We start from the raw sequence: 24,100 nt of genomic DNA on the forward strand, positions 1-24,100 counted from the left end.
ATTGACACAAAAGTGTCAGTCGAGAACTTTGACGGGCCGACCCCCGAAAGGGTCGGCCCGTCGCGGTCCGGTGGGGCATCAGGCCTTTTGCCCGGTGGGCCCGGTGGGCCCGTTCCGGCGGGCCCGTTCCGGTGGGTCAGTCGAGCAGGCCCAGGCGCCGGGCCGCCGCCTCCGGGTCGATCGGGACGATCTGCGGCTGCGGCGCACCGGCCACCGCCCAGTCCGGGTCCTTGAGGCCGTTGCCGGTCACGGTGCAGACGATCCGCTGGCCCGGGTCGACCAGGCCGGCCTCCGCCTTGGCCAGCAGACCGGCCACCGAGGCGGCCGAGGCGGGCTCCACGAAGACGCCCTCCTGCGAGGCCAACAGCCGGTAGGCGGACAGGATCTGACGGTCCGTCACCTTGTCGATGAGGCCGCCCGACTCGTCCCGCGCGGCGAGCGCGAAGTCCCACGAGGCCGGGTTGCCGATCCGGATCGCGGTGGCGATGGTCTGCGGCTTGAGCACCGGCGCGCCGTCCACGATCGGGGCCGAGCCGGAGGCCTGGAAGCCCCACATCCGCGGGGTGCGGGAGGCCAGGCCGTCGGTGGCGTATTCGCGGTAACCCTTCCAGTACGCGGTGATGTTGCCCGCGTTGCCGACCGGGAGGACGTGGATGTCCGGGGCGTCGCCGAGCATGTCGACGATCTCGAAGGCGGCCGTCTTCTGGCCCTCGATGCGCACCGGGTTCACCGAGTTCACCAGCGCCACCGGGTACTTCTCGGACAGTTCGCGCGCGAGCGTCAGGCAGTCGTCGAAGTTCCCGTCGACCTGGAGGATCCTGGCGCCGTGCACCAGCGCCTGGCCCATCTTGCCCAGCGCGATCTTGCCCTGCGGGACGAGCACCGCCGACACCATCCCGGCCCGCACCGCGTACGCGGCGGCGGAGGCCGAGGTGTTGCCGGTGGAGGCGCAGATGACGGCCTGCGCGCCCTCCTCCTTGGCCTTGGAGATGGCCATCGTCATCCCGCGGTCCTTGAAGGAGCCGGTCGGGTTGGCGCCCTCGACCTTCAGGTAGACCTCGCAGCCCGTGCGCTCGGACAGCACCTGGGCGGGGACCAGCGGCGTGCCGCCTTCGAGCAGGGTGACCACCGGAGTGGCCGCGGTGACCGGCAGGCGGTCGCGGTACTCCTCGATCAGGCCGCGCCACTGGTGGGTGTGCGCGCCTCGGACGACGTTCTCGGCAACGGCGTTCATGGCTAGTTCCTTACTCCCCTTCGACCCGCATGATGCTGGCCACGTCCCGCACGCTGTCCAGCGCGCGGAGCTTGTCGACCGTCGCCGACAGGGCGGCGTCGGTGGCACGGTGGGTGACCACGACGAGCGAGGCGTCGCCGTCACGGCCCTGCTGGCGCACGGTGTCGATGGAGACGCCGTGCTCGGCGAACACGGAGGCCACCTGGGCGAGCACACCGGCGCGGTCGTCCACGTCCAGGCTGACGTGGTAGCGGGTGACGACCTCGTCCATCGGCTTGGCCGGCAGCTGCGTGTACACCGAGTCACCGGGGCCGGTGGCCTCGTTGAGCTTGTTGCGGCACACCGCGACCAGGTCGCCGAGCACCGCCGAGGCGGTCGGCGAGCCGCCGGCGCCCGGGCCGTAGAACATCAGCCGCCCGGCCGCCTCGGCCTCGACGAACACCGCGTTGTACGCCTCGCGGACGGAGGCCAGCGGGTGCGACAGCGGGATCATCGCCGGGTGCACGCGCGCGGTGACGGACTCGCCGTCGGCGGCCCGCTCGCAGATCGCGAGCAGCTTGACGACGCAGCCCATCGCCTTGGCCGAGGCGATGTCGGCCGCGGTCACCTCGGTGATGCCCTCGCGGTAGACGTCCGCCGCGGTCACCTTGGTGTGGAAGGCGATCCCGGCCAGGATCGCGGCCTTCGCGGCGGCGTCGAAGCCCTCGACGTCGGCGGTCGGGTCCGCCTCGGCGTAGCCGAGCGCGGTGGCCTCCTCCAGCGCCTCCGAGTAGCCGGCGCCGGTGGTGTCCATCTTGTCGAGGATGAAGTTGGTGGTGCCGTTGACGATGCCGAGCACCCGGTTCACCTTGTCGCCGGCGAGGGACTCGCGCAGCGGGCGCAGCAGCGGGATCGCCCCCGCCACCGCGGCCTCGTAGTACAGGTCCACCCCGGCCGCCGCGGCGGCCGCGTGCAGCTCGGCACCGTCCTGGGCGAGCAGCGCCTTGTTGGCGCTGACCACCGAGGCGCCCTGCTTGAACGCCGACAGGATGTGGTGTTTGGACGGCTCGATGCCGCCCACGACCTCGATCACCACGTCGATGTCGCCGCGGTTGATCAGGGCCTCGGCGTCGGTGGTCAGCAGGTGCGCGGGCACGCCGGGGCGGTCCCGGCCGGCCCGGCGGACCGCGATGCCGGCGAGCTCGACCGGGGCACCGATGCGCGCGGCGAGGTCGTCGGCCGTCGTCGTCATGATGCGCGCCACCTCGGAGCCCACCACACCACAGCCCAGCAACGCCACCTTCAGCGGGCGCGTACGCATCATCCGACTCCGCTCTGCATTCATCGTGCTTCGGTAATTCCGGCGGTTTTCTCGGGCCGCCGGGAACTTCGGTCCGTACCAGTCTCGGGGACTTTCCGCACGGATCTACGGTCGTTCCATGATCTGAGACAAGAATTTCGTCATCCGATATCCAGACGCAGGAGATCCTCCTCCGTCTCGCGCCGGACGATCACCCGCGCCGCACCGTCCTTGACGGCCACCACGGGGGGCTTCAGGGCGTGGTTGTAGTTGCTCGCCATCGAGCGGCAGTACGCGCCGGTGGCGGGCACCGCGAGCAGGTCGCCCGGGACGAGGTCGGCCGGCAGGAAGGCGTCCCGCACGACGATGTCGCCGGACTCGCAGTGCTTGCCGACCACCCGGACCAGCATCGGCTCGGCGTCGCTGGTGCGCGACACGAGCGCCACCGAGTACTCGGCGTCGTACAGCGCGGTGCGGATGTTGTCGGACATGCCGCCGTCCACGCTGACGTAGGTGCGCAGGCCCTCCAGCGGCTTGACGGTGCCGACCTCGTACAGCGTGAACGCGGTCGGGCCGACGATCGCCCGGCCCGGCTCCACGCTCAGCCGCGGCACGTCCAGCTCGGCCGCCCGGCACTCGCGGCGGACGATGTCGGCCAGCGCGGCGGCGATCTCGGCCGGCTCGCGGGGGTCGTCGTCGCTGGTGTAGGCGATGCCGAGGCCGCCGCCCAGGTCGATCTCGGGCAGCTGGACGCCGTGCTCGTCGCGGACCTGCCCCAGCAGGCCGACCACCCGGCGGGCGGCCACCTCGAAACCGGCCATGTCGAAGATCTGCGAGCCGATGTGCGAGTGGATGCCGCGCAGCTCCAGGCTCGTCGGGTGGCCGAGCACCCGGCGCACCGCCTCGGCGGCCGCTCCCCCGGTCAGCGACAGGCCGAACTTCTGGTCCTCGTGCGCCGTCGCGATGAACTCGTGGGTGTGCGCCTCGACGCCGACGGTGACCCGGATCAGCACCGGCTGGCGGACGCCGTGCCGGGCGGCGATCGCGGCCAGCCGCTCGATCTCCTCGTAGGAGTCGACGACGACGTGGCCGACGCCCGCCTTCACGGCGTGCTCCAGCTCGTCCACCGACTTGTTGTTGCCGTGCAGCGCGATCCGCTCGGCCGGCATCCCGGCGGCCAGCGCCACGACCAGCTCGCCGACGCTGCACACGTCGAGGTTCAGGCCCTCCTCGTGCAGCCAGCGCACGACCGCCTTGGAGAGGAACGCCTTGCCGGCGTAGTAGACGTCCGCGTCGGCGCCGAAGGCGTCGCGCCAGGCACGCGCCCGGGTGCGGAAGTCCTCTTCGTCCATGACGTAGGCCGGGGTGCCGAACTCGGCCGCCAGCGTCTTGACGTCGATCCCGGCGACGGTGGCCACGCCCTCGGCGTCGCGGGCCACGGTGCGCGACCAGACCTTGGGGTCGAGCGCGTTCAGGTCGGCCGGCGGGGCCTGGTAGTGGCCCTCGGGCAGCACGTCCCCGTGCCGGGGGCCTGCGGGGTGTGCAGAACGACTCATGCGCCCACCTCGCTGCGCTCGGCAGGGCATTCGCCGCGCGCCGCCATTCTCTTGACTCGCTCGCTTCGCTCGCTCATGTCTACATAGTCCTTCGAGACCTATGGCGAGGGGCGGCGACGGTCCCCGTTGACCGTCAGCCGCCCCCGCTGTGCGCTTGGGGGTGGTTCCTACATCCGCTCGGGCGCCGTCACGCCCAGGAGCGTGAGCCCGTTGGCGAGCACCGTACGCGTCGCCTCGACCAGCCAGAGGCGGGCCCGGTGCGTGTCGTTGAGCTCCTCGTCGCCCTTGGGCAGGAACATGCAGTTCTCGTACAGGCGGTGGTACTTGCTCGCGAGCTTCTCCAGGTACACGGCGACCCGGTGCGGCTCGCGCAGCTCGCCGGCCGTGGCCAGCACGCGCGGGAACTCGGCGAGGTGGCCGAGGACGTCGGACTCCCACTCGGTGGCGAGCAGCTCGGGTTTGAACTGCTCGGCCGGGCCCTTGTCCACGCCCAGCTCGGCGGCCTTGCGGGCCACGCCGCACATCCGGGTGTGGGCGTACTGGACGTAGAAGACCGGGTTCTCGTTGGTCTGGCTCGTCAGGAGGTTGATGTCGAGCGTGATCGTCGAGTCGGTGGAGGAGCGCGCCAGCGTGTAGCGGGCGGCGTCCACGCCGATCCACTCGACGACGTCGTCGATCGTGATGATGTTGCCGGCCCGCTTGGACATGCGGACCTCTTCGCCGTCGCGAAGCATCTTCACGAACTGGCCGATCTTCACCTCGATGTTGTGGTTCATGTCGTCGCCCGCGCAGGCCGAGATGGCCTTGAGGCGGTTGACGTACCCGTGGTGGTCGGCGCCCAGCATGTAGAGCGCGACGTCGGTGCCGCGGTCGCGCTTGGACAGGTAGTAGGCGGCGTCGGCGGCGAAGTAGGTGGTGTCGCCGTCGGCCTTGATCAGGACGCGGTCCTTGTCGTCGCCGAAGTCGGTGGTGCGCAGGAAGACCGCGCCGTCCTGGTCGAAGACGTGGCCCTGCTCGCGCAGCCGGGTGATGGCCTTCTCGACGGCGCCGGAGTCGTGCAGCGACTTCTCCGAGAACCAGACGTCGAAGTGGGTGCCGAACTCGTCCATCGAGCGCTTGATCTCGGCGACCATGAGCTTGAGGCCCTCGGTGCGGAAGACCTGCAGCTGCTCGGCCTCGGGCAGGTCGAGCAGGCCCGGGACGGCGCCGGTGATCGCCTTGGCGATGTCGACGATGTACTCGCCGACGTACCCGCCCTCGGGCACCTCCCGGCCGTTCGCGGCGGCCTGCAGCGAGGCGGCGAACTTGGTGATCTGCACGCCGGCGTCGTTGAGGTAGTACTCGGTGGTGACGTCGGCGCCGGAGGCCCGCAGGACGCGGGCGAGCGAGTCGCCGACGGCCGCCCAGCGGACGCCGCCGATGTGGATCGGGCCGGTCGGGTTGGCGGAGACGAACTCCAGGTTGATCTTCAGGCCCTTGAGGGCCTCGTTGCGCCCGTAGGCCTCGCCGGCCTCGACGACGGTGCGGGCGAGCGCACCGGCGGTGGCGGTGTCCAGGGTGATGTTCAGGAAGCCCGGACCGGCGATGTCGACCTTGGCGACGCCGGTGATCCCTCGCAGGCGGTCGGCCAGCGCCTCGGCGACGGCTCGCGGCGGCTTGCCGGCCGCCTTGGCGAGCTGGAGGGCCACGTTGGTCGCGTAGTCGCCGTGGTCCCTGTTCTTGGGCCGCTCGACCGTCACGTGCTCGGGCACGGCGACGGCCAGCTCGCCCGCCTCGACGGCGGCGCTCACGGCGGCCTGGATTGCCTGGGAAAGCTCTGCGGGGGTCACGACGCCAAGCGTAGGCGAGACGGGGTGCCCGCCCGCCACTCGGTTTGCCGGTTGAGACGCCCGTGCGGCGCCCCGGCGGCGGTGTCAGCCTCGATCTGTGCGCTCTGTTCGCTCAGGGCGAAACCCGCCGGGCCGCCCGCCCAGGGTCATCAGGCGGCGCACCAGTGCCACCAGGTCCGCCGGGTCGAAGGGCTTGCCGAGGTAGCCGTCCACCCCCACCGCCTCCCCCAGATCCAGGTCCGCCGGGGTGCAGGCGCTCACGATCGCGATCGGCAGCCCGCTGGTGCCGGGCGCCGCGCGCAGCCGGGCCGCCGTCCGCAGGCCGTCCAGACGCGGCATCACCACGTCCAGCGTCACCACGTCCGGCCGCACCCGGCGGACCACCTCCAGGCACTCGGCACCGTCGGCGGCGGTCACCACCTCGAAACCCTCGAGTTCGAGGTTGACCCTGATCAGCTGGCGGATCACCTCGCTGTCGTCCACCACGAGGACCCGCCCGGACTCTCCCGACACCTCACCGAGGGTATCGGCGGGGCCGCCGCCCCGTCCGGCCTTTCCCGACTTCCGCCCGGCGGGCGCCCGGCCGGCCCGGTGCGAAACCCGTGCACGGACCACGGCCGGAGCCTGGTAGTGTTCTCCACGTCGGAGCGCAGGCCCCGACGGCAAGAGCAGGCCCCCGTAGCTCAGGGGATAGAGCACCGCCCTCCGGAGGCGGGTGCGTAGGTTCGAATCCTACCGGGGGCACTTGCAACCGAGGCCCAGATCAGTGGAGTTGTTCCACGGATCTGGGCCTTCGTCGTTTTCCGGACCACGCCGGCGGAGACGCCGCCCGGCCGCGGGGTGGGCGGCCGGGCGGCGGGCTTCAGGAGGCGGAGGCGGCGGCCTCGGCCTGGGAGTAGAGCGTCGCGATCGTGTGGTCGAAGTAGGCGCTGTAGGACACGTCGTCGGTGTCCCCGCCCTGCTGGTAGCCGCCGATGGCGCCGACGACGTCCCCGGTCGCGGTGTCGATCCACGGGCCGCCGCTGGTGCCGGCCGGGTAGCTCGGGCAGTCGATGACGCGCTGGTAGGTGCTCTGCTTGTCGCTGGCGTTGGTGCACAGGCTCGGGGACTCGGAGTCGGCCGGGTAGCCGTAGAGGCGGACGGTCGCGCCGAACGACTCGTCGGTGCCCAGGCGGTTGGCGCCGACCACGTCCTCGACCTTGCGGCCGTTGCTGGGGGCCGTCTCCAGGATCGCGAAGTCCTCGTCCACGTCGCCCTTCTGGGACCAGTCGGTGGTGGTGTGGATCGCGGTCACCTGCCACGTGCCGTACGGGGCCGTGCCGTTGCGGTAGCCCGGCACGAACACCACGCCGTCGGTGCTGGTGAGGCAGTGCGCGGCGGTGAGCAGGAGGTTGCCGGTGGCGCTGTGCACCACGCTGGCGGTGCAGAAGTGGTTGCCGGCCGCGACGGAGCCGCTGAACAGCGCGCCGACGGTGGACGATTCGGAGGTCGCCGGGGCGGCCGCGGTGGTGCCGAGGTTCACCGTGCGGGTGCCGGGGGCCTTGGTGACGGTGGCGGTGGCCGTCGGAGTAGGAGTAGGCGTGGGTGTGGGTGTGGGCGTCGGGGTGTCGGCGGTCGGCGTCGGGGTGCTCGACGGCGTGGGCTCGGCGAGCGGTGACGTCGACGCGGGGGCCGCGGGGGTCGTGGGAGCCGCGGTGGCCGAGGGCGACGCGGGTGCCGTCGCCGCCGGGGAGGTGCGGGTGGGACTGCTCGCGGCCGTCGCCTCGGACGGGCTCAGCGAGTGCATGCCGGTCACGACGGCGGCCACCGTGAGCGCCGAGAGCGCGGTGAACAGGGTCGGAGCCAGGAATCTGCGTCGCGGGGTCGTGCGGCGGCTGTGCTGGCCCATGCGAGTCTCTCCTGCCCGGGAGGCGGCGTTGTCCGGTCACTGACTATGACGCCTCCGGCTGGAAAAGTTGTTACCCGAGACTTGAAGCTCCATGAGAAAAGCCGTCACCCGGCGGCAGTTGACTCCGGCCCGTCCGCACCGACGAAGGCTTCCGGGCAGCACGGCGGCGCCTCCCCGGTCCCTGGACGGTGACCAGGGGTCGAGGAGGCGCCGGAGGTTGACTGCGAGACCTTGCGGAAACTTTCAGGTGGCGCGCTGGCGCTCCGCCGGGGCGGTCGCACCCGCCTTGGCACTGGGCTGCCCGTCCACGGCGGCAACGGCCTCGGCGGCGTCGGCGCCACCCGGGACGCCCGTGGCCTCGCCGGGGGCCGGGCGGTGGTCGATCATCAGGAACGCGATCACCGCCGCCAGCAGCAGCACGCCCATCGCCACCCAGGTCGCGATGACGTAGCCGTGCACCGCGCCCTGCGCCTGGACCAGCGGCGTCCGCACGAGCCGGGTGGACAGGTACGTCGCCGTGGCACTGGCCGCGACCGTGTTCAGCAGCGCCGTACCGAACGAACCGCCCACCTGCTGGGCCGAGTTGATGGTGGCCGAGGCGGCGCCGGCCTCGTTCGGGGCGACCCCGAGGGTGGCCAGGCTCATCGACGGCATGAACACCAGGCCCATGCCGAAGCCGAGCAGCAGCACCGCCGGGAGCACCATGGCGGCCCACGGACTGTCCACCTTCATCTGGGTCAGCCAGGCCATGCCGGCCGCCGCGAGCAGCAGCCCCGGGCCGATCAGCAGCCGGGACGGCACCCGGGTCATCAGCCGGGCCGCGATGCCGGTCGAGCTCAGCACGATCGCGCCCGTCATCGGCAGGAAGGAGACGCCCGTGACCACCGGCGAGAAGTGCTTGATGACCTGCAGGTAGTAGGTCAGGAACAGGAACAGGCCGAACATGCCGACCATCGCCAGCCCCACCGAGAGCGCGCCGCCGCCGCGGTTGCGGTCCGCGACGATGTGCATCGGCAGCAGCGCGTGCGCGGTGCGCCGCTCGACCAGGACGAACGCCGCGATCAGCGCCGCGCCGAGGACCAGCGAGCCGATCACCAGTGCGTCGCCCCAGCTGCGGGTGACGGCCTCGGAGGTGCCGAAGACGATGGCGAGCAGACCGGTGCAGCCGAGCACCGCGCCCGGCAGGTCCAGCCTGACCCGCCGCCCCTTGGCGATGTGGTCGCGGTCCAGGACGTAGAAGGCCGCGAAGGCGGTGGCGACGGCGATCGGGGTGTTGACGAACAGGCACCAGCGCCAGTTCAGGTACTCGGTCAGCAGGCCGCCGGCGATGAAGCCGATCGCGGCGCCGCTGCCGGCGATCGCGCCGAAGATCCCGAAGGCCGTACTGCGTTCCTTCGGGTTGGTGAACGTGGTCGAGAGCAGCCCCAGCGCGGACGGGGCGAGCAGGGCGCCGAACGCGCCCTGCAGGGCACGGGCGCCGAAGAGCATGGCCGGACCGGTCGCGCCGCCGCCGACGGCGGAGGCGAGCGCGAAGCCCAGCAGGCCGATGGTGAAGACGCGCTTGCGGCCGAAGAGGTCGCCCAGCCGTCCGCCGAGCAGCAGCAGTCCGCCGAAGGCGAGCGTGTAGGCGGTGATCACCCACTGCCGGTCGGCGTCCGAGATCCCGAGGTCCCGCTGAGCCGAGGGCAGCGCGATGTTCACGATGGTGATGTCGAGGACGATCATGAGCTGGGCGATGGCGATGACCGCCAATGCCCACCAGCGGCGGCTGTCCGCGGCGTCATGACCGGTGGCGGTTTGCGCAGACACTGGTCGAGCCTTCCGGAGTGCTTACGGAGAGGTCACGCAGTCGCCTTCCAGCCAAACGCGCATGCGGACGAATGGCAAGGAAAAACCTCACCAAATCGACCCATATCGGACCAATGGAATAAGAGGTGCGAGACGAAAGGACCAGGCCGTACGACCGGGGTCCTGCGACCGTCGGCCTACGTCCGCGCCCCGCCGTCCGGACCGTGCGTCCGGGCCCCGGCGGACCGGGGCCCGGACGGCCCGGCCGCTACAGCGCCGACAGCTCCTCGACCAGGTCGTCCAGGCCGAGCGAACCCTGCGACAGCGCCGCCATGTGCCAGGCCTTGAGGTCGAACTCCTCGCCGCGCGCCTCGTGCGCCGCCTTCGCCGCTGCGCGGCCGCGCAGCCAGGCGCGCTCGCCCAGCTTGTAGCCGATCGCCTGGCCGGGCATGCCCAGGTAGCGGACCAGCTCGCTGTCCAGGAAGTCCGCGGACAGGCCGCAGTAGCGGCCGAAGAACTCGCGGGCGGCCTCCGGGCTCACCGGCTCGCCCGGCCGGTACGGGGACTCGGCGGGGAAGTCGAAGCCGGCGTGCATGCCGATGTCGACGATGACCCGCAGCGCCCGCATCATCTGCGCGTTGAGGTAGCCCAGGCGGTGGCCCGGGTCGGTCAGGTAGCCGAGCTCGTCCATCAGGCGCTCGGCGTACAGCGCCCAGCCCTCCAGGTTGGCGCTCACGCCGCCGAGGCTGACCTGGTAGGTGGAGAGCCGGTCGGCGACGTAGTTCCACTGCGCGAGCTGCAGGTGGTGGCCGGGGACGCCCTCGTGGTACCAGGTCGACACCAGGTCCCACACCGGGAAGCGCTCGCGGCCGAGCAGCGGCAGCCAGGTCCGTCCGGGGCGGGTGAAGTCCAGCGAGGGGGCGGTGTAGTACGGCGCGGCGGCGCTGCCGGGCGGGGCGATCATCGACTCGACCCGGGTGACCGGCTCGGCCAGGTCGAAGTGGGTGCCCTGGAGGTCGCGGATCGCCTGGTCCATCAGGCCCTGGAGGTACTCACGGGCGGCCTCGGCGCCGGCGAGGCCCTCGCCGTCCGTCTCCAGCCACTTCATCGCCTCCATCGGGCCGGCGCCCGGGCGGACCTTCTCGGCCTCGCTCTCCATCTGGGCGAGCAGGTGGTGGAACTCGCCCCAGGCCCAGGCGTAGGCCTCGTCGAGGTCCAGGTCGGAGCCGGTCCAGAAGCGGACCCAGCGGCCGTAGCGCTCGCGGCCCGCGGTGTCCGGGGTGCCGGCGGCGGCCGGGCCGTAGACGTCGCGCAGCCAGTCGCGCAGTTCGGCCAGCGCGTCCGCGGCGGCGACGGCGTGCGCCGACAGCTCCTCGCGCAGGGCCTCCGGCGCCTGCGCCACGAACTGCCCGAACCAGCCCCCCCGTCGCCCGCCACCACCCTCGTCCGAGCCGCTTCGCGGCGCCTCTCCCGCCGGCACGTCGCCATCGGCCAGCCACTCGCCGAACTGCCCGACCACGGTGGCGACCTGGCGGGGGCCGGAGAGCAGACCGCGCTCGATGCCGCCCTCCAGCGTCTCCCGGTACTGCGCCAGCGCCACCGGCACCCGGGCCAGGCGGCGGCCGACGACCGCCCACTGCTCCTCGGTCTCGGTGGCCATCAGGGTGAAGACGTCACGCGTGTTGTGCACCGGCGAGCCCAGGTTGCGGACCGCGCGGTAGCCCTCCCCCGCGTCGTGGACGGCGAGTTCGGCGGTCAGCCGCTCGCGCAGCAGCCGGGCGCAGCGGCGCTCGGCCTCGTCCTCGGCGGCGCCGGCCCGCTCGGCCTCGGCCAGCCGGTCCAGGGTGCGGCGGGCGAGGTCGGCGACCGCCTCCGCGCCGGCCGGGGACAGGTCGGGGAGCCGGTCGTCCTCGGGGTTCAGCCCCAGGTAGACCGCGGTCAGCGGGTCGAGCTCGGCGAGGTCGCGGACGTAGCCGTCGGCGATGCGGCGCGGGGTGGGGCCGTCGGAGGTGATCAGTTCTTCAACCATTCGGACATCATTTCGCGGCACGGGCCGAATGCAACCCCCTTGCCCCCCGGTACGGGTGGCCCACGGGAGGGCGGCGACCGGCCGCGCGCCGCGACAACCGTTCGGAAGGCACCCGCAAACAGCCGTTCGAGAACATCGGCGCCCGACAGGATCCGATCGTCCCGACGCCCATTACGCTGACGGCCATGAGCGCCATGGATGCCCGCCCCGCCACCGCATCCGGCCCGGCGGACCCCCCGGCCGACCCCGGACCGCGGCCGCGCCGCACCGGCTACCGGCGGCTGCCGGTCCAGCAGCGGCGCGAGCAGCTCATCGCGGTGGCCCTGGAGCTGTTCGCCACCCGGGCGCCCGAGGAGGTCGGCCTGGACGACGTCGCCGAGGCCGCCGGGGCCTCCCGGCCGCTCGTCTACCGCTACTTCGCGGGCGGCAAGCAGCAGCTCTACGAGGCCGCGCTGCGCACCGCCGCCGACGAGCTGACCAGCCGCTTCGCCGTCCCGCTCACCGGCACGCCGTCCGAGCAGCTGTCGGCCGTCCTGGACGGCTACTTCGCGTTCGTCGCCGAGCACGACGCCGGTTACTCGGCGCTGCTGCGCGGCGGTTCGGTGGTGGAGACGGCCCGCACCTCGGCGATCGTCGACGACGTCCGGCGGGCGGCGCTGCGGCGCACGCTGCGGCACCTGGGCGTCCGGGAGGCGGGCCCGCGGCTCACGCTGCTGGTGCGGTCGTGGATCGCGGTGGTCGAGGGGGCCTCGCTCAGCTGGCTGGACGAGGGGCGCGCGCTGCCGGTGGCCGAGCTGCGCGACTGGCTGGTCGACCAGTTCACGGCGATGGCGGCGGCGACGGCGCTGCACGATCCGCAGACGGCGCAGGTGCTGGCCGCGCTGCTCGCGCTGGAGGGGCCGGACGCGCCGCGGGCGGAGCGGCTGCGGGCGGTGCTGGCGGCCGGGCGGTAGGGGGCGCGGGCCGCGGTGGAACGGTGGAGCCGGGGTGGCCTCCCGACCCCCGTGCCTGGGGTCGGGCGGCGGGTGCTCAGGCCTTGCCGAGCACCTGGCGCTGGCGGCCGAGGCCGTCGATCTCGATCTCGACGACGTCGCCCGGGGCCAGGAACGCCGCGCCCGGGTGGCCCAGGGTGACGCCCGCCGGGGTACCGGTGACGATCACGTCGCCGGGCTCCAGGGCCATGAACTGGCTGACGTAGCGGACGAGTTCGAGCACCGGGAAGATCATGTGCGCGGTGCTGCCGTCCTGCCGGAGCTCGCCGTTGACCCAGAGCCGCAGCGGCAGCCGCTGGGGGTCGGCCACCTCGTCGGCGGTGACCAGCCACGGGCCCAGCGGGGTGAACGTCTGCGCCGACTTGCCCTTGGCCCACTGGCCGCCGCGCTCCAGCTGGAAGGCGCGCTCGGTGACGTCGTTGGCGATCGTGTAGCCCGCGATCACCCGCGCCGCCTCGGCGTGGCCGGCCAGGTAGCTCGCCGGGCGCCCGATCACGATGGCCAGCTCGGCCTCGTAGTCGGTCTTGTCGCCGCCGCGCGGCACCAGGACCTCGTCGTAGGGGCCGACCACGGTCGAGCTCGGCTTGAGGAAGATCACCGGCTCGTCCGGGATCGCGGCCCCGGCCTCGGCCGCGTGGTCGCGGTAGTTGAGCCCGATCCCGACCACCTTGCCCGGCCGCGCCACCGGGGCGCCGACGCGCTGCCCGGCGAGGTCGACCTCGGGCAGCAGGCCGGCCGCCACGTTCCGGGCGAGCGCGGCCGCGTCCAGTCCGGCCAGGAAGGACCCGTCGATGTCCCGGGTCCGGCCGGAGAGGTCGTAACCGGTGCCGTCCTGACCCAGCACGACCGGACGCTCGGCGCCCGGGGGTCCGACACGGAGGAGCTTCATCGATCCGTCACCACCATTTCGTCGCAGGTCACCGGGCCGGCCGCACACCGGTCCCGAGTCTGGCAACGAGGTATATCAACGGCGCCGCGGGCGATCCAGACCGTCCCGGTGGGCGAATTCCTATCAATTCCTACAGCCCGGGGAAGGCCCGAATCGGCGTCCCGCACGGTTGACACCCTTCACCCCCGTCGGTGCCTCAGCCGTTCCGCGGGCCGCCGGCGAGCAGGCCGTCGAGGGTCAGGGCCCGGGGCTCGCCCGGGCCCTCGGCGGGGAGCTCGCGCTCCCAGCGGCCGAGGTCGCGCAGCACGTCGGCCCGGGCCTCCGGGGCGGCGGCGAGGGCCGGGACGAGCTCGCGCAGCAGCGCGACGGCGGCGCCCCTGCTGCCGTCGCGGGCGAGGAAGACCGCCAGGTCGTGGCAGGTGCGCAGGGTACGGAGGTCGGCCGGGCCGCAGATCCGGGCGAGGTCGCGGATGATCCCGGGCAGCATCGCCACGGCCTCCCCGGGCGCGCCGCCCGCGCCGAGCCGCCAGGCCTGGTCGGCGCGCCGGCGCAGCTGTTCGGGGCTGGGGCCGGGGTCGCCGTGGCCGGGCGCGCCGGGGCGGACCTCGCGCAGCCTGCGGTGCACCTCGGCGGCGTCGGCGGGCCGGTCGGCGGGGTCCTTGGCGAGGAGCTGGGCGATGAGGTCGCCGAGCGCCGGGTCGGCGGTGCGGACCCTCGCCGGGACCTCCTCCAGGTGCTTGTACATGTATTCGGCGGCCGAGGACGCCTGGAACGGCCGCCGGCCGGTGCACAGCTGGTACAGCATGACGCCCAGCGCGTAGAGGTCGGCCCGGCTGTCCGCGCCGGCACCGGACCAGACCTCGGGGGCCAGGTAGGGCACGGTGCCGACGATGTTGCCGGTGGAGGTGAGCACGGCGCTCTGGGTGAGCAGGCGGGCGATGCCGAAGTCGAGCACCTTGGCCTTGCCGGTGTCCTCCGCGATCATGACGTTCTCGGGCTTGATGTCCCGGTGGACGATGCCCTCGCGGTGCGCGGCGTCCAGCGCCCGGCACACGTGGCGCGCCCAGCGCAGGGCGTCGGCCTGGTCGGGTACGCCGTCCTTGAGGACGTCGGCGAGCGAGCGGCCGCGGACGTACTCCATGACGAGGTAGTGGGTCTCACCCGACCCCGACCCCGAGCCGCCCCCGGCCGGCACCCGGCCGTAGTCGTGCACCGTCACGATGTGCGGGCCGGCGAGCCCGCCGGCCGTCCGGGCCTCGCGGATGAACCGGCTGACGGCCTCCCGGTCGGTGGCGTGCTCCTCCAGCAGCACCTTCACCGCGACCTTGCGGCCCATCCGCGCGTCGGTGGCCAGCCAGACCGAGCCGAAGCCGCCCCGGCCGAGCAGCGACTCCAGCCGGTAGCGGCCGTCGAGCACGTCCCCCGCCTGCATGTCTCCCCCCAAGTCCATTTCCTCCGCCCGGCGTTCGCCGCCGGGCGGACCACCATAGCGGCGGGGGAAGACGAACGGGTGAACGGATCAGGACGCGGTCTTCGGCAGCCCGGGCGGGTTGATCTCGGAGCTCTGCACGGCCTCGTTGGCGAGGCCCCAGCGCTTGAGCACCTGCGCGTAGGTGCCGTTCCTGATCGTCTCCTCGATCGCCGCGTTGAGCGCCTTGACCAGCCCGTTGTCCTTCCTGGTGGTCGCCGCGATCTTGCCGAGGACGTCGGCGCCGCCGCCCGAGTAGGTGCCGACGACCTCGGTCTCGCCGCTCTGCTTGGCGTGGAAGGACAGGCTGGGGTTGGGGCCGACGTAGGCGTCGATCCGGCCGGAGGAGAGCGCGAGGTAGAACTCGACGCCCTGGAAGTACTTGATGTCGATGGGCTTGAGGCCGTTGCGCACGTCCTCCTCGCTCCAGGCGATCAGCAGCTTCTCCTGGTTGGTGCCGGAGGAGACGCCGACCGTCCGGCCCGCGAGGTCCTTGGCACCCGTCACCTTCAGGCCGCTGCCCTTCTTGGCCTCGAAGCCGAGGATGTCGAGCCGGTAGGTGGCAAAGTCGTACTTCTCCTTGCGGGCCTCGGTGACGGTGATGTTGGACAGGCCGGCGTCGTACTTGCCGGCGTCCAGGCCGACGAAGATGTTCTCCCAGGACACCGGGTTGAACTCGACCTTGAGGCCGAGCACGTTGCCGATGAGCGAGGCGATGTCCGGCTCGACGCCGATGACGGTCTTGTCGTCGTCGGCGTAGAACTCCAGCGGCGGGGTGGTGCCGAGGTTGTCGGCGACGGTCAGCGTGCCGCGTCTGCGGATCTCCTCCGGGACGAGCGCCGCGATGGCGTCCACCTTGGGCGTGGTGACGCGCTTCTGGTCGGCCGTCAGGTTGACCGTCGTGCCGTCCGGCGCGGTGCTGCCCTTGGCCGGGGCGAGCTCCGCCTCGGCGCCCGCGGGGCCGCCGCACGCGGCCAGGCCGAGGAGGGAGACGGCGGCGACTGCGGCGACCAGGGCGCGGCGGGGCAGGGACATGGCGGAACTCCTGTACGGGGAAGGGGATTTCTGAAGGGGTGCGGATTCAGAGGACCTTGGCGAGGAACGCCTTGGTGCGCTCCTGCCGGGGGCGGTCCAGGACCTCGGCCGGCGGGCCCTGCTCGACCACCACGCCGCCGTCCATGAAGACGACGGTGTCGGCGACCTCGCGGGCGAAGCCGATCTCGTGGGTGACGACGATCATCGTGGTGCCGCTGCGGGCGAGGTCCTTGATCACGTCGAGCACCTCGCCGACCAGCTCCGGGTCCAGCGCCGAGGTCGGCTCGTCGAACAGCAGCACCTTGGGCTCCAGGGCCAGCGCCCGGGCGATCGCCACCCGCTGCTGCTGCCCGCCGGAGAGCTGCCGCGGGTAGGCGTCCGCCTTGTCGGCCAGCCCGACCCGCTCCAGCAGCCGCAGCGCCGCCGCCCTGGCCTCGGCCTTCGGCCTGCGCAGCGCGCTGACCGGCGCCTCGACCAGGTTCTCCAGCACGGTGAGGTGCGGGAACAGGTTGAAGCCCTGGAACACGAAGCCGATGTGGGTGCGCTGGCGCAGCACCTCGCGCTCCCTGAGCTCGTGCAGCCGGTCGCCGGAGCGCCGGTAGCCGATCAGCTCGCCGTCGATGGCGACGAAGCCGCGGTCCAGCTTCTCCAGGTGGTTGATCGAGCGCAGCAGCGTGGACTTGCCGGAGCCGGAGGGGCCCAGCACGACGGTCACCGATCCGGCCGGGACGTCCAGGTCGACGCCGCGCAGGACGGCGAGCGGGCCGAAGCTCTTGTGCAGGCCGCGGACCTGCACCATGGGGGCCGCCTCGGTCTTCGTCAGGGTGGTCACGACTGTCCTTCCGGGCTGCGGGCCGCGCCGGGGCCCCGGAGGAACGTCCGGGCGCGCTGGAGCGGGGTGGGCGGCGGGGTGCGCTCGGCGCCGCGGGCGAAGTGGCGCTCGACGTAGTACTGGCCGACGGACAGGACGGTGGTGAGCAGGACGTACCAGACGGTGGCGACCATGAGCAGCGGCACCACCCGGCCGGTCCGCCCGTAGACCACCTGGGCCTGGTAGAAGAGCTCGCCGATGGCCATCACGTAGACCACCGAGGTGCCCTTGAGCAGCGAGATCACCTCGTTGGCGGCGGACGGCAGGATGCCGCGCATCGCCTGCGGCAGGACGATCCGCCAGGCCTGGCGGAGGCGTGGGATGCCGAGCGCGGCGGCGGCCTCGCGCTGGCCGGCGTCGACGGCGATGATGCCGCCGCGGATGATCTCGGCGGCGAACGCGGCCTGGTGCAGCCCGAGGCCGAGCACGGCGGCCCCGAGCGCGCTGAGCACGTTCATCGTCTCGAAGCCGCCGAAGGTCGGGCCGAACGGGATGCCGAGGCCGAACCGCTTGTAGAGGTAGGAGAGGTTGAACCAGAACACCAGCTGGACGATCAGCGGGATCGAGCGGAACGCCCACACGTACGCCCACGCGACGGTCCGCAGGATGCGGCTGTGCGACAGCCGCATCGCGGCCACGACGGCGCCCAGCAGGAAGCCCAGGACGGTGCCGTAGGCGGTGAGTTCGAGGGTGCGGCCGACTGCGCGGACGATCACGTCGGCGGTGAAGTAGAGCCGGAAGGTGCCCCAGTCCCAGCCCGGGTTGGTGGCCAGGCCGTGGACGAACTGGGCGAGGACCACGACCGCGGCCAGCCCGGTGGCCAGCCGCCAGGGGTGCCGGGCCGGGACGGTCCGCAGCCCGGCCAGTTCGTCGAGGTCGACGTGCCCGGGCCCGCGCGCGGTGCCGGCGGGTCTGCGGACGGCGGTGGTGTCGGTGACGGTCATGCGGGGACTCCTCCAACGGGCCCGGGGGCTCTTCCGACGGACCCGGGGGTCATGGGTGTTCGGGCGGGCTGATCAGGGACTCCGGGATCGCCGAGTCGGTGACGCCCCACTTGCGCAGGATCCGCTCGTACGTCCCGTCCTTGATCAGCTGGTTGACGGCCGCCCGGAACGCCGGTGTCAGCCGGGAGCCCTTCTTGAACGCGAAGCCGACGTCCAGCCGGTGGAACTCGCCGAGGAAGCGCGTCCCCGAGGCCTCCTGCGCGGCCTGGTAGCGCAGGCCGTTGATGGTGGACATCACGATGTCGATCCGGCCCTGCTGGAGGCCGGTGAGCACGGCGCCGCTGTCGCTGAACGCCTTGACCTCGTACGGCTTCTTCCCGGCCTCGGCGCACACGTTCTTCTTCGCGTTCAGCGTGGTCTCGAAGGTGGTGCCGGCGCCGGTGCCGATGGTCAGCCCGCACAGTTGGACGAGATCGGTGACGGGCTTGGCACCCGCATCGTCCTTGCGCACCGCGAAGCCCTGGCCGTCGTCGATGTAGGTGACGAAGTCGATGGTCTTCAGCCGGGCCGCGGTGACGCCGAAGTTGCCGGTGCCGACGTCGTACTTGCCGCTGTCGAGGGCGGGCAGGATCGTCTCGAACGCGGCCTCCTCGCGCTGCACGGTGAGGCCGAGCACCTTGGCGGCGGCGTCGGTGATGTCGATGTCGATCCCGGCCGGCTTCTTCGTGGCCTGGTCGGCGTAGAAGGCGCTCGGCGGGTAGCCGAAGGACGTGCCGAACCTCACCGTGCCGGCGGCGCGGACCTCCTCGGGCAGCAGGGCGGCCGCCGCGTCCGACGTGGCAATCCCGGAGACGACGTCCTGGCCCGCCGCGGCGGCCAGTCGGCTCGCACCGGGCGCGCCCGGGATCTTCGGGTCCGCGCCGCACGCGGCCACCGCCAGGACCGGCAGCAGGGCGGTCGTGGCCGCGAGCAGGCGGCGGACGGGAGTGGTTCTCACGGAAGGCCTTTCGTGCGGTCGTGCGCTAGTGGAAGAGGTGCTTCTCGAACGGCAGCGGGCCGATCGCCACGGGATCGGCGGTGACGTCGAACAGCGGTGTGTAGCCGGCCGCCAGGTAGAGGCCCCTGGCCTCGGGCTGGAGCGGACCGGTCGTGAGGAAGATCCGGCGGTACCCGGCGGCGAGCGCGGCCCGCTCCAGCTCGGCCAGCACCCGGCGGGCCAGGCCGCGGCGGCGGTGCGCCGAGGCCGTCCACATCCGCTTGAGCTCGGCGGTGTGCTCGTCGTAGCGCTTGTACGCGCCGCCGGCCACCGGCCCGCCGTCCTCCAGCAGGAGGAGCAGCAGGCCGTGCGGCTCGGCGAACGCGTCCGCCGGGTAGCGGGTCATCTCGACCTGCCCCGCGGGGCCGTAGCGGCTGGTGTACTCGTGCGTCAGCTCGCGCAGCAGCGGCTCGACCAGGGGATCGTCGACCGTGACGCGCCGGATCTCCAAGGCACGGGCCGCCACCGCATGGGCTGGTTCGCTCACGCCTGCACCGCGATCAGCTGGTGCCGGTCGCGCTCGGCCTGCTTCGCCCGCGCCGCCGCCTTCGCGGCGTCCCGCTTGGCGACCTCCTCGCGGACCAGCGGGATGACGTACCGGCCGAAGTCGATCGCGTCGTCCAGCAGGTCGTAGCCGCGCGCGGAGAGGATGTCCACGCCGAGGTCGTAGTAGTCGAGCAGGGCCTGGGCGACCGTCTCCGGCGTGCCGACCAGGGCGTTGGAGTTGCCGGCCCCGCCGGTGGCCGCCGCGGTCGGGGTCCACAGCGCGCGGTCGTAGCGCTCGCCGGCCTCGGCGATCTCGACGAGGCGCTGGGAACCGGTGTTCTCCGGAGCATCGGCGCCGAGCGGCCGGCCGCGGCGCACCAGCTCCCCGCCGGCCCGGCGGGCCCTGATCGCGTCCACCGTCCGGTGCGCCTTCTCCCAGGCCAGCTCCTCGGTCGGCGCGACGATCGGCCGGAAGGCCACCTGGATCCGCGGCACGTCGGTGCGCCCGGCGGCGCGCGCCGCCTCCTTCACCCGCTCGATCTGCTCGGCGGTGCGGGCCAGCGGCTCGCCCCACAGGCAGTAGACGTCCGCCTCGGCGCCGCCGGCCGCGTAGGCGGCGTCCGAGGAGCCGCCGAAGGAGACGCCGGGGCGCGGCTGCTGGACGGGGAAGACGTCCGAGACGAAGTCGTTGAAGCGGTAGTGCTCGCCCTCGTGGTCGAAGGGCTCGCGGCTCGTCCAGGCCTTCTTGACGATGCCGATGTACTCGCGGGTGCGGTCGTAGCGGCGGTCCTTGGTGAGGAAGTCGCCCTCGCGCTGCTGCTCGTGGTCGTTGCCGCCGGTGATGAAGTGGACGGTGAGCCGGCCGCCGCTGATCTGGTCGAGCGTCGCGAAGGTCTTGGCGGCGAAGGTCGGGTAGGAGACGTTCGGCCGGTGGGCGAGCAGGATCTGCAGCCGGTCGAGCTTCGACGCGAGGAACGCGGCGGCCGCGGCCGGCTCGGGCGACCCGGCCCCGTACGCGAACAGGACGCGGTCCCAGCCGTGGTCCTCGTGGGCGCGGGCCAGCCGCAGGGTGTAGTCGCGGTCGAAGGCGGCGGTGGTGCGGGCGGTGGTCTCCGAACCGTCGCCGGTGGCGGCGATGCCGAGGAACTCGACGGGCATGGCGGAACCTTTCGAATGGGCGGATCCGGGCGTGCCGGAGGCGGCCGCGGCGGGGCGGCCGTGAGCACGGGTACGTGACGGGCGAGGGAACTGCCGGAGCGCAGTGGGTGAGGCCGGGGGGAGCGGCAGCGCACGGCTGTCGGGAAGGCCGTCAGGAAAGCCCTCGGTGAGGGAGGACGGCGGTCCGCTGCCGGGTCAGGCCGGACACGCCGCCGACCACACCCGACCGAAGTCGATGTGGTCGCGGGTGACCAGGAGCTGCTCGGCGTACATGGCCTCAAGTTGACCAGCGGCCCGAGCGGTACGTCAACCGCCCATCATTGCAGCGCTGTTGCAATCTCTCGACGTCCTCCCGCGACTCCTGGTCACCCTTGACAGCCCGCGCGCGCCGCAGCCTACGATCACGGCGGAGCACAGAGCCGGCCGTGTTGAGGGACGCGGGCCGGCGTGACGGCCGTACGTGACGACACCCGTACCTCCCGCCTCCCGCCAGGAGCCTCCGCCATGGCCACTCCGCCGGACGTCCTCCCCTCCCCCGCACCGACCGCCCGCCCCGCACCGCCCCCGGACCCCGCCGCCGAGGCCCGGATCGTCGCCCGCCGGAGCCCCGGCCAGTGGATCGCCGCCGCGGTCGCCCTGCTGCTGTTCGTCATGGCGGTCGCGTCGGTCGTCCGCAACGACGCCTTCCAGTGGGGCGTCGTCGCCGAGTGGTTCACCGCGCGGTCCGTCCTCGACGGGCTCGGCCTGACCCTCTGGCTCACCGCCGTCACGCTCGGCCTCGGCTTCGTGCTCGGCACCCTGCTCGCCACCATGCGGCTGTCCGCCAACCCGGTGCTGCGCACGCTGAGCTGGGGCTACATCTGGCTCTTCCGCTCCACCCCGCCGCTGGTCCAGCTGCTGTTCTTCTTCAACATCGGCGCGCTCTACCCGACCCTCGGCCTCGGCATCCCGTTCGGCCCGGAGTTCGTCACCGTGAAGACGGTCAACCTGATCGGGCCCACCCTCACCGCCGTCATCGGCCTCACCCTGCTGGAGACCGCGTACGCGGCCGAGGTGATCCGCGGCGGCATCCTGTCCGTCGACCGCGGGCAGCTGGAGGCCGCGGCCGCGCTCGGTCTCGGCCGGTGGCGGGTGCTGCGCCGGATCGTCGTGCCGCAGGCGATGCGGGCGATCGTGCCCACCGCGGGGAACATGCTGATCGGCGCCCTCAAGGGCACCAGCATCGTCAGCGTGCTGGCCGTGTCCGACCTGCTGTACTCGGTCCAGCTGGTCTACCTGCAGTCGTACCAGGTCATCCCGATGCTGATGGTCGCCACCATCTGGTACCTGGTGATCACCACCGTCCTGTCCGTCGGCCAGTACTACGTCGAACGGCACTACGCCAGGGGAGCCACCCGGGACGGGCTGCCGCCCACCCCGCTCCAGCGCGCCCGGGCGGCCCTCCGGCGGGCGGTCGGGGCATGAGCGTTCTCGTCATCGTCGGGGCGGGCCCGCGCGGCACCGGGCTGCTGGAGCGGATCGCCGCCAACGCCCCCGAACTCCTGCCCGCCGACCGGCCGTTGCACGTCCACCTGGTCGACCCGCACCCGCCGGGCGCGGGCCGGATCTGGCGGCACGACCAGTCCCCGCTGCTGCGGATGAACTCGATGGCCGAGGACGTCACGATGTTCACCGACGAGCACTCCACCATCGAGGGCCCGGTCCGCCCCGGCCCCTCGCTCGCCGAATGGGCCCGCCGCCGGCACGGGTTCGCGCCCTACCGGGAGGTCGCGGACCCGGCCGTGCGGGCCGAGCTGCGCACCCTCGCCCCCACCGACTTCCCCACCCGCCGGGCCCAGAGCGCCTACCTGGACTGGGTGTTCCGCCGCGCCGTCGCCGACCTGCCGCCGCACGTCACCGTGACCGTCCACCGGGACACCGTCCGGCGGATCGACGGCCCCGCCGACGGCCCGCAGACCGTCCACCTCGGCGACCGCACGCTCACCGCCGACCACGTCGCCCTCACCCTCGGCCACCTCGACTCCACCCCGCACCCCCGCCACGACGCCGACGCCGACTTCGCCGCCCGGCACGGCCGCTTCCACCTCCCGCCCGCCTACACCGCCGACGCCGACCTCACGGGCCTCGCCCCCGGCGAGCACACCGTGCTGCGCGGCCTCGGCCTGGCCGCGGTCGACCTGATCACGCTCCTGACCGAAGGCCGCGGCGGACACTACGAACCCACCCCGGACGGGCTGCGCTACCACCCCTCCGGCCGCGAACCGGTACTCCACCTCGGCTCCCGGCGCGGCGTGCCCTACCACTCCAAGACCGGCTACCGCCTCCAAGGCCCGCCCGCCCCGCTCCCCCGCTACTTCGGCGCGGCCGCCGTCGACGCCGTCCTCGCCACCGGAGGGCCGCTCGAACTGCGCCGCGACGTCTGGCCGTTGATGGCCAAGGAGGTCGGCTTCGGCTACTACCACGAACTGTTCCACGCACACCCCGAACGCACCGCCCTGCCCTGGGCCGGGTTCCTCGCCCGCTACGACCGGTACGGCTGGTACACCCCCGAACTCGCCGCCCTCGTCGCCGAAGCCGTCCCCGACCCCGCCGACCGGCTCGACTTCGAACGGCTCGACCGCCCGCTGGCCGGAACAGAACTGAGGTCCGCAGACGAACTCCAGGCCCACCTGCGCGCCTACATCACCGCCGACGCCGACCGCCGCGCCGACCCCGCCCACAGCGCCGACCTCGGCGCGTTCCTCGCCCTGCTCTCGCTGTTCGGCCAGCTCCCCCGGGTGATCGGCTCCGGGCTGCTGACCGCCCGGTCGATCGCGGAGGAGGTCGACGGGTGGTTCTTCGGCTACTTCAACCACCTCGCCTCCGGCCCGCCCGGCTTCCGGCTGCGCCAGCTGCTCGCGCTCTCCGAGGCCGGCGTGGTCCGGTTCCTCGGCGCGGGCATCCGGATCACCCGGAACGAGGCCGACGGCACCTGGCGAGCCTCCGGAACCACCGTCCCCGGCCACACCGTCACCGCGACGGCCCTCATCGAGGCCTACCTCCCGAAGCACACCATCGGCCGCACCGCGGACCCCGTCCTGCAAGACCTGCACCACACCCACCGGGTCGTCGAGGAAGTCCTGACCGACGAGGAGTACACCCACCACTCCGGCCTGATCGCGATCTCCCCACACGACAGCCGCCTCATCGACCCCGCCCTGAACGGCGCCCCACACCCGCGCCGCACCGCCATGGGCCCCCACACCACCCTCCGCGCCGCCTCGGCCTTCGCCCGCCCCCGCACCAACTCCCTGGGCTTCCGCCAGAACGACTCCACCGCCCGAACCCTGCTACAAACCATGGCCACCCACCCGACCCCGGCACTGGCCATCTGAAGCCCCCCCACCGCGCCGCACCAACGCACCCCCTCAACCACCCCCCTTCCCCCTCCCCCCACAGGCGAGAGGGTGCGCTGCGGGAGGGGGTGGCGGAGGGGGTGGCCGCGGAGAGGGGCGTGACGGGTGATTTTCAGACTGCCAACGGTGAGAACACCCCACCCACAGAGTCGGCAGTCGGAAAATCATCCAGCCCCCGGAGCGGCCCCCCCCGCGGCCCCCCCCGGCCCCCCCCCCCCCCCCC

19 protein-coding genes and 1 tRNA gene are annotated in these 24,100 nt (G+C 72.9%); 4 read left to right on the top strand and 16 right to left on the bottom strand.

Annotation, left to right across the window (positions count from 1 at the left end):
• Window positions 1–136: 136 nt before the first annotated feature.
• The 5 genes from thrC to ACFVU9_RS35175 form a co-directional block, all read right to left on the bottom strand.
• On the bottom strand, window positions 137–1,234 hold the full coding sequence (thrC, locus tag ACFVU9_RS35155; protein ID WP_380440098.1) for a threonine synthase: 1,098 nt from the start codon (window positions 1,232–1,234) through the stop codon (window positions 137–139).
• A gap of 10 nt (window positions 1,235–1,244) precedes the next feature.
• Window positions 1,245–2,537, bottom strand: coding sequence for a homoserine dehydrogenase (locus ACFVU9_RS35160; protein WP_380440096.1), 1,293 nt, complete (start codon window positions 2,535–2,537; stop codon window positions 1,245–1,247).
• Between the two features lie 137 nt (window positions 2,538–2,674).
• Window positions 2,675–4,069, bottom strand: a complete 1,395-nt coding sequence (gene lysA / locus ACFVU9_RS35165; protein WP_380496765.1) for a diaminopimelate decarboxylase — start codon at window positions 4,067–4,069, stop codon at window positions 2,675–2,677.
• A 167-nt stretch (window positions 4,070–4,236) separates the two neighbouring features.
• Window positions 4,237–5,898 carry an arginine--tRNA ligase gene (gene argS, locus ACFVU9_RS35170; RefSeq protein WP_387600586.1) on the bottom strand — a complete coding sequence of 554 codons (1,662 nt, stop codon included), beginning with the start codon at window positions 5,896–5,898 and terminating at the stop codon, window positions 4,237–4,239.
• Window positions 5,899–5,982: 84 nt separating this feature from the next.
• Entirely contained in the window at window positions 5,983–6,411 is a 429-nt protein-coding gene (locus tag ACFVU9_RS35175) for a response regulator (protein WP_380496763.1), read from the bottom strand.
• A 159-nt stretch (window positions 6,412–6,570) separates the two neighbouring features.
• Here ACFVU9_RS35175 and ACFVU9_RS35180 point away from each other — a divergent pair.
• Window positions 6,571–6,642 (top strand) — tRNA-Arg (locus tag ACFVU9_RS35180).
• A gap of 118 nt (window positions 6,643–6,760) precedes the next feature.
• On the opposite strand, the gene ACFVU9_RS35185 is transcribed toward ACFVU9_RS35180, so the two are convergent.
• The 3 genes from ACFVU9_RS35185 to ACFVU9_RS35195 form a co-directional block, all read right to left on the bottom strand.
• Window positions 6,761–7,786: a trypsin-like serine peptidase gene (locus ACFVU9_RS35185; protein WP_380500576.1), complete on the bottom strand. Its 1,026-nt coding sequence runs from the start codon at window positions 7,784–7,786 to the stop codon at window positions 6,761–6,763.
• A gap of 243 nt (window positions 7,787–8,029) precedes the next feature.
• Complete coding sequence (locus ACFVU9_RS35190; protein ID WP_380440088.1) at window positions 8,030–9,595, bottom strand: MFS transporter; 1,566 nt, start codon at window positions 9,593–9,595, stop codon at window positions 8,030–8,032.
• A gap of 247 nt (window positions 9,596–9,842) precedes the next feature.
• Window positions 9,843–11,603, bottom strand: coding sequence for a DUF885 domain-containing protein (locus ACFVU9_RS35195; RefSeq protein ID WP_387600590.1), 1,761 nt, complete (start codon window positions 11,601–11,603; stop codon window positions 9,843–9,845).
• A gap of 194 nt (window positions 11,604–11,797) precedes the next feature.
• Here ACFVU9_RS35195 and ACFVU9_RS35200 point away from each other — a divergent pair, with 194 nt between their 5' ends.
• Window positions 11,798–12,556 carry a TetR/AcrR family transcriptional regulator gene (locus tag ACFVU9_RS35200; protein WP_380440185.1) on the top strand — a complete coding sequence of 253 codons (759 nt, stop codon included), beginning with the start codon at window positions 11,798–11,800 and terminating at the stop codon, window positions 12,554–12,556.
• A 76-nt stretch (window positions 12,557–12,632) separates the two neighbouring features.
• On the opposite strand, the gene ACFVU9_RS35205 is transcribed toward ACFVU9_RS35200, so the two are convergent.
• From ACFVU9_RS35205 to ACFVU9_RS35240, 8 genes are all read right to left on the bottom strand, one after another.
• On the bottom strand, window positions 12,633–13,484 hold the full coding sequence (locus ACFVU9_RS35205; RefSeq protein ID WP_387600593.1) for a fumarylacetoacetate hydrolase family protein: 852 nt from the start codon (window positions 13,482–13,484) through the stop codon (window positions 12,633–12,635).
• 196 nt (window positions 13,485–13,680) lie between these two features.
• Window positions 13,681–14,928, bottom strand: coding sequence for a serine/threonine-protein kinase (locus tag ACFVU9_RS35210; protein WP_380440082.1), 1,248 nt, complete (start codon window positions 14,926–14,928; stop codon window positions 13,681–13,683).
• 75 nt (window positions 14,929–15,003) lie between these two features.
• Entirely contained in the window at window positions 15,004–15,987 is a 984-nt protein-coding gene (locus ACFVU9_RS35215; protein ID WP_380496757.1) for an ABC transporter substrate-binding protein, read from the bottom strand.
• 46 nt (window positions 15,988–16,033) lie between these two features.
• The gene (locus ACFVU9_RS35220) at window positions 16,034–16,786 is read right to left on the bottom strand and encodes an amino acid ABC transporter ATP-binding protein (RefSeq protein ID WP_380440183.1); all 753 of its coding nucleotides are present in this window, start codon (window positions 16,784–16,786) and stop codon (window positions 16,034–16,036) included.
• 29 nt (window positions 16,787–16,815) lie between these two features.
• Window positions 16,816–17,802 carry an amino acid ABC transporter permease gene (locus tag ACFVU9_RS35225; protein WP_380500572.1) on the bottom strand — a complete coding sequence of 329 codons (987 nt, stop codon included), beginning with the start codon at window positions 17,800–17,802 and terminating at the stop codon, window positions 16,816–16,818.
• Window positions 17,803–17,851: 49 nt separating this feature from the next.
• The gene (locus ACFVU9_RS35230; protein ID WP_387600597.1) at window positions 17,852–18,799 is read right to left on the bottom strand and encodes an ABC transporter substrate-binding protein; all 948 of its coding nucleotides are present in this window, start codon (window positions 18,797–18,799) and stop codon (window positions 17,852–17,854) included.
• Window positions 18,800–18,824: 25 nt separating this feature from the next.
• Window positions 18,825–19,325, bottom strand: a complete 501-nt coding sequence (locus ACFVU9_RS35235; RefSeq protein WP_380440074.1) for a GNAT family N-acetyltransferase — start codon at window positions 19,323–19,325, stop codon at window positions 18,825–18,827.
• Complete coding sequence (locus ACFVU9_RS35240; protein ID WP_380440072.1) at window positions 19,322–20,482, bottom strand: LLM class flavin-dependent oxidoreductase; 1,161 nt, start codon at window positions 20,480–20,482, stop codon at window positions 19,322–19,324. The genes ACFVU9_RS35235 and ACFVU9_RS35240 overlap by 4 nt, the downstream gene beginning before the upstream one ends.
• Window positions 20,483–20,986: 504 nt before the next feature.
• Here ACFVU9_RS35240 and ACFVU9_RS35245 point away from each other — a divergent pair.
• Window positions 20,987–21,946, top strand: a complete 960-nt coding sequence (locus ACFVU9_RS35245; protein ID WP_387600601.1) for an amino acid ABC transporter permease — start codon at window positions 20,987–20,989, stop codon at window positions 21,944–21,946.
• On the top strand, window positions 21,943–23,856 hold the full coding sequence (locus tag ACFVU9_RS35250) for an FAD/NAD(P)-binding protein (protein ID WP_387600604.1): 1,914 nt from the start codon (window positions 21,943–21,945) through the stop codon (window positions 23,854–23,856). The genes ACFVU9_RS35245 and ACFVU9_RS35250 overlap by 4 nt, the downstream gene beginning before the upstream one ends.
• Window positions 23,857–24,100 lie beyond the last annotated feature (244 nt).

The organism is Kitasatospora sp. NPDC057936, from assembly GCF_042887525.1.
Taxonomy (GTDB): domain Bacteria; phylum Actinomycetota; class Actinomycetes; order Streptomycetales; family Streptomycetaceae; genus Kitasatospora.